At 67.2% G+C, this 4143-nt stretch carries 4 protein-coding genes; 1 reads left to right on the top strand and 3 read right to left on the bottom strand.

Annotation, left to right across the window (positions count from 1 at the left end):
• The 3 genes from A8W25_RS30055 to A8W25_RS35500 all read right to left on the bottom strand — a co-directional run.
• A partial coding sequence (locus A8W25_RS30055) for a hypothetical protein (protein ID WP_158942806.1) occupies positions 1-275 on the bottom strand: 275 nt, incomplete at its 3' end.
• 223 nt (positions 276-498) lie between these two features.
• A complete protein-coding gene (locus tag A8W25_RS30050) occupies positions 499-1770 on the bottom strand; it encodes a helix-turn-helix domain-containing protein (RefSeq protein ID WP_234386656.1) in 1272 nt (423 codons plus the stop codon).
• Positions 1771-2165: 395 nt separating this feature from the next.
• Positions 2166-2291: a hypothetical protein gene (locus A8W25_RS35500; RefSeq protein ID WP_267890403.1), complete on the bottom strand. Its 126-nt coding sequence runs from the start codon at positions 2289-2291 to the stop codon at positions 2166-2168.
• Positions 2292-3407: 1116 nt separating this feature from the next.
• On the opposite strand from A8W25_RS35500, the gene A8W25_RS30045 reads away from it, so the two are divergent.
• The gene (locus tag A8W25_RS30045) at positions 3408-3581 is read left to right on the top strand and encodes a hypothetical protein (protein ID WP_158942804.1); all 174 of its coding nucleotides are present in this window, start codon (positions 3408-3410) and stop codon (positions 3579-3581) included.
• Positions 3582-4143 lie beyond the last annotated feature (562 nt).

Below are 4143 nucleotides of genomic sequence, written 5' to 3'. Positions count from 1 at the left end.
TCCGCCACGTGTTCAGCACGCAGCGCCAACTGGTCACGCAGCTGTGACTCGCGGGCCTCCGCGAGCTCCTTGCCATGGCGCGCCTCCGCGAGAGCCAGCGCGTGCTCGTGCCGTACGCGCTCCAGCTCGGCCCGCAGCGCGGCGACGTCGTCACTCAACTCCAGGACGTGCTCCTGGTCCCGGCCGCCATGCACAACCACCGCGGCCGGGGGCGCCTTGGGGGCGGGGCCGGCGGGGGCGTTCAGCCGGAATCCGGCAGCGAGCAGATCCTCCACCGGGATCAGCCACCCGCGCTGTGGGGCCTGGACAGCCCCGGGCAGACCGCCTTCCTCGCGGCGGCGGGATCGTTGTGCGGCTCACGCCGCACGCGTCGGCGGCCTCGCGCTGGGTCAGCATCGGGCGGGTCATACCTCGTATCCTCCCTGCCCAGGGCGCCGGTGATAGTCCGACCCTCCCGCCCTGGTACACACTGCCGCTCGTAGGCGCTGCACTGCTCTGCTATTGGGCCGGATGCCCTTCATGGTCGTCGTCGGAGGGCGACGGCTCCTGTTCGAAGGTTGCTGAGGGGCGAGCGGGCCCAAGTTTGACGGTCAGGGTCGGGGAGACACGGAGTTCGAGTTCCTCTCTGCGAGCGGCTTTGCGGGAGAGCTTGTCGAAATAGAAGGGCGGGAGGACGAAGCGTTCGGGGCGGCCACGGATGGCGAAGAAGAAGTCGGCTGTGGGCATCGGCCTGGGGGCCGCGTTGCCACGGCCGGGGGTGTTGCGGGGCCGGCGGATACCCGGATACAGCGCGGCGTAGAGCTCGCGGAATCGCTGGACGTGTTTGAGCCCGGCAGTCGTCAGCTGGGCGGCGGGCATGTCGGTGAAGAACTGCTGGCGCACGAGAGAGGAAGGCAGCAGCTGCATGGTGCCTTCACGACCCAGCAGTATGGAGGGTGCCCAGGGTCCCTCCGGTCGGCAACTGGCATCGTGGAGGTCGACCAGCACTTGCCACGTGTCGGACGGCTGGGCGGCGCGGTGAAAGTCTTCCAGCCGCCGGGGGATCGAAGCGACTTCCCGGGCCTGTATGTATGACCAGCGTTCGACCGCGCTGTAGGCCTGCTGCTGGCGGTTGGGGTCGCGGTCGTACTCGGCGATCACCTGTTCACGCTTCAGCCGCACCATGATCTGGCGCAGTTCACCGAGTTCATGGGTCAGCACCCGCCGGGTGCGCTGTGGCGGTCTGCCGTACAGATTCGCGAGCTCCAGCAGGTCGTGGTCTTCTGCGGCGGGGCCCTTCCACATCCCAGGCTGATCCACGTAGCGCTCGACCATGCGCTCGATAAGGACCTTCGCCTGGGCCCGACGTACGGAGACCTGCGGAACGTTGTCGATCGCGCGCTCAAGCACGGCCAGCCGGACACCCAGCTCAAGGCTGACATCGTCCAGGAAGCGAGGCCTGCGTCCGGGGACGATGCCCTCCCGCTCGAACCGGCGGTAGGACTTGGGCGAGATCCCCAGGCTGTCGACCAAGTCCTGTGCCCGCAGCGCGCTGGCTCGCCGTAGATCCGCCACAGTCCACAGGGGCTCCCGTTCACGGTTCATCAGCGAGCGTGGGTGCACCCCCAGGACTTCCGCCAGATCCCGTAGTCGCGGGGGATCAGGTACTTGATGCCCGTTCTCATACGCCAGGATTTGCGCCTTGGTCGTGCCCACGAGCTGCGCCAGTTCGCCGGCGGTGAGCGGCTTCTGGCCCGTGCGGTCGACATGACGCGCGGTGCGCAGCAGCATGAGCACCTGGGGATCAAAATCAGCCAGTCCTCGGCTCAAAGTCCCTCCCGGGTGGCGGTCTCCGCACTCGCCCAACTTTTCGGAGGTGCGGTTTAGAGGTACTTTAGAGGTACTCCGCCCGGGCAGTTCGTTGCGCACCAAAGCCCACTGACCTAACGCTATGATCCGTTCACTGGCCAAACTACTGGCTTGCACGAAGGAAATACGCGAGGTTGGGCAGCGCTGCGAGCAGGGTAGGAGCGGCCCTGCGGGTCTGCAGCTCAACAACCTGTTTGTGCCAGCGAAATGGCCCCGTACCCCCTTCAGGTTCATGACGCCTGGGGGCACGAGGCCGGCGTGTGGAGCTACGGCTCCGGAACCCGGGTCTCCTGTTACCGCAGGGGACCCGGTGCCGTTTACGAGTGATCATCGGTCAGGTAACGGATCAGAGCACTCAGGCCCTGAAGCGTCAGCCAGCCGAGAACCTTCATCACGGCCTTCCGGTACCGCTTCTCCCCGCCCTCGGGCGGGTTGGCGTCCACGCGCATCACCTCCTCTCCCAGGGCGGTCGGCCCCGATCGGAAGCGACCGAACCGGGCTCGTGAGAGAAGGCGCGCTCAGACTCTACCGGTTCGGGCGTACTACACCTGCCCGAGCAGGCTCAGTGGTGTGAGTAACATCCGCTGGCGTCACTCAAGTTGGGAGAGGAAGGGGGCGCGGAGCCTCCGGTTCCGCCATGACAGCCGCTCCGCAACCCGCCCGCCTGAGCAGGCAGTTGGGGGCAAAGCCCCTGATCAGTCAGCTATACCGGCGCCCGTGGCCTTCCCCCTGATTCATCCATAGGGGGGAGCGCGTGCCATCCACATGCGCTCCCCGGTGGCCCTGACCATCCGATGCAGACTCTGCGCGGCGCGTGCGTCCGGCGCTGATCCCTCGACCATGGCGACGGGCACCAGCGGCGGCATAACTCCGCAGTCGAACTCTTCGCATGGCTGGGTGGCTTCGCTGCGCTCAACCAGAGGATTGGAAGTCTGCGAGGTCGGGCTCCACCCCGCACCGCTGACGAGCCGTGATGCGGTTTATGGCCGGCCCTCAGTCCGGTATGACCCAGAACCCCGTCGCCCACGCGGAGAGAAGGCGCACCGACCGCCGGGGCGCAAACGGGGTTCAAAGACTATGGCCGCTGGCATGACGAGAAGGGGCGGCACCCGTTGAGGGTGCCGCCCCTTCTCGTCATGCCAGCGGCCATTCAACTTCCGTCGTCAGCCCCACCAACGCCGACGACGCCCTCCGCGTCCGCCTGAGTATCCGCGGGCACGGCCGGAACCTGCCTTCCCGTCCCGGCATCACCAGCGGCGCGGCGTCTAGCTCGGGGCGGACATCAGCACCCCGAGCCGTACCGCGCTGACCAGCTGTGGATGGGCTCATGGCCAGCCTCCGCCAGCCCGTGGTGCGGCTTGTGGTGGGGCCAGACATTCGACCCCCTAGACGAACTGTGGGGCGGTAGTTGCGGGGCTTGCCCCCCGCCTGTTCCACCCTGTGCCGCGTCCGCGTCCTGTCCGGCGCTCTGCCCGGGACGCAAGGAGTGCACACCCGCTCTGTCATCCATGACCCGCACGCGCCGCTTTTGTCGTGTGCCCGATCCCCTGGGGGGACCCATGCCTTCTCTCACCGTGCTCATGCTGTCCGTCGCGGTGCTCCTGGTCGCTGTCGGCGTCGCCATAGCTGTTCACCGCCGCTCAGCGCTGGTGGTGCCGGTACAGGTCGCCATCGGCACCGCCACGGTCCTTACGGGCCTGCTGAACACCGTGGTCGTGGCGGGCAGGCTCTGAACCTGCCGTGGTCGGGGGTGGGCAAGCCTCCGTGACCGAGAGGGCACGGGGATCGTTGAACGGGGCGTTCAGCTCCATCCCCACGGGGCGCACCGGGGACCCGCAGCCATCCGGTCATGGCCTGCTGCGGGCCCCTCCCGTGGCTCCGACCCCGAGAGTTGTACCCACGGTTGTTTGCACCGTTGCGTGGACAGGTGCACCGGAAGGTGCTCCGGAGGTACTACCGCAGGTGTGAACCCCCCTTTCGTGTAAGGGGGCGTTCTCCCTGATCAGCGTAGGTGGGCAGGCATGTTCACCGTGCCGACACCTCTTCTCCGCGTAAGTCGGAGGCTGAGGTGAGGTACGGGCCTACGGTCGCTGCTGGTAGCTGTCCTGGAGTTCGGGAATGGTCAGTGATCCGACCCGGGAGTCGGATCACTGATCGTTTTCAGTCGGGATCAAGCCCCGGGATCTCCTGAGCTATCCCCTGAGCATTCTCCTGCCCTTACCTTGCGGCGTCGTGGTGAACGCCGCTGGTCACCATGGGGTTTTGGGTGGTCGGGGGTGCTGACATCCCCTCCAG

This window comes from Streptomyces sp. ERV7 (assembly GCF_001653515.1).
Taxonomy (GTDB): domain Bacteria; phylum Actinomycetota; class Actinomycetes; order Streptomycetales; family Streptomycetaceae; genus Streptomyces.
Note: the sequence above shows the minus strand (reverse complement) of the source record. Positions and strands in the feature narration are given on the sequence as shown.

Excerpts from the sequence above, each read along its gene's own strand:
- A8W25_RS30045 (WP_158942804.1), top strand. The coding sequence starts at position 3,408 with ATGCCTTCTCTCACCGTGCTCATGCTGTCCGTCGCGGTGCTCCTGGTC.
- A8W25_RS30050 (WP_234386656.1), bottom strand. The coding sequence starts at position 1,770 with ATGCTGCTGCGCACCGCGCGTCATGTCGACCGCACGGGCCAGAAGCCG.